Here is a 1300-nt window from a genome sequence, read left to right as displayed (position 1 = left end):
TGAGCGTCAGCAGCGGTCTGTGCCTCAGCGACCTCAACGCGAGCACCACCGCGGGCAACCCGGTCATCCAGGAAACCTGCACCGCCAACACCAACAAGCAGTGGGCGTTCACGCTGATCGGCAGCAAGCCGACGGTGGCCGCCGACGGGTCGGGGACCTACACGACCGTCCAGGCCGCCGTGGACGCGGTGCCCTCGGGCAACACACAGCCCGTCGTCATCACCGTCGCGCCCGGGACCTACCGCGAGATCGTGACGATCCCGAGCAACAAGCCCTACATCACCCTGAAGGGTCTGGGTTCCTCGTCCGCGGCGACGGTGATCGTCAACAACCACAGCGCCGGCGGCTACGGCACCTCGGGCAGCGCCACCATGTTCGTCAACGGACACGACTTCACGGCCACCAACCTGACCGTGTCCAACGACTTCGACGAAAGCACGACCACGTCGGGTCAGCAGGCCGTGGCACTGAACCTCAACGCGGACCGCTCCGTGTTCAACAACGTCCGGTTGCTGGGCGACCAGGACACCTTCCTGGTCAACACCGGGGCACGGGCCTACGTGGTGAACTCCTACGTGGAGGGCACGGTCGACTTCATCTTCGGCGCCGGCACCATCGTCTTCAACGACTGCGACATCTACGAGAAGCGGACGACCGGCGGCCCGATCACCGCGGCCAGCACGGACATCTCGAAGAAGTACGGCTTCCTCTTCTACCGCTCGAACATCACAGGCGCGACCAACAACACCACCCAGCTGGGCCGTCCCTGGTACCCGGACGCGCAGGTGCTCTACCGGGAATCGACACTCAGCGCCGCCATGGCCACCGCCCAGCCGTGGACGGACATGTCCTCCAACTCCTGGCAGAACGCGCGGTTCAGCGAATACAAGAACACCGGTGCCGGAGCCACGGTCAACAGCAACCGGCCACAGCTCAGCGACTCCGCGGCGGCCGACTACACCCCGCAGAAGTACCTCGCAGGTTCCGATGGGTGGAATCCGTTGTGAGCGACGGCCACCATCCGACCTCCGGAAGGAGCATCCCCGTGCGACAGAGCCGCGTACGCACACGCACCTTGAAGACACATCGCCGCCTTCTGCATGCGATGGTCGCGTTCGTCCTGGCGGTGCCGATCCTGGTGATCGGTGCTTCCGCGGGCCCCGCGCAGGCCGCCACGCCGAGCGCCGGCGGTACGTACACTCTGGCCGTCACCAAGAGCGGCATGTGCCTCGACGTCGTCAACATGAGCACTGCCAACAAGGCCCTCGTCCAGCAGTGGAACTGCGTCGGCAGTCAGACC

Annotated in this window: 2 protein-coding genes; both read left to right on the top strand. The window is 65.7% G+C overall.

Features of this window, described 5'->3' with window-relative positions; all coding sequences use genetic code 11:
- The coding region (locus ADK57_RS12655) for a pectinesterase family protein (RefSeq protein WP_053749517.1) at positions 1–1007 on the top strand (1007 nt) is incomplete at its 5' end.
- A gap of 38 nt (positions 1008–1045) precedes the next feature.
- The coding region (locus ADK57_RS12650; RefSeq protein WP_199830563.1) for an RICIN domain-containing protein at positions 1046–1300 on the top strand (255 nt) is incomplete at its 3' end.

Source organism: Streptomyces sp. MMG1533, from assembly GCF_001279775.1.
Taxonomy (GTDB): Bacteria; Actinomycetota; Actinomycetes; order Streptomycetales; family Streptomycetaceae; genus Streptomyces.
The sequence above is the reverse complement of the archived record's forward strand: the minus strand, read 5'-3'. Positions and strand labels throughout refer to the sequence as shown.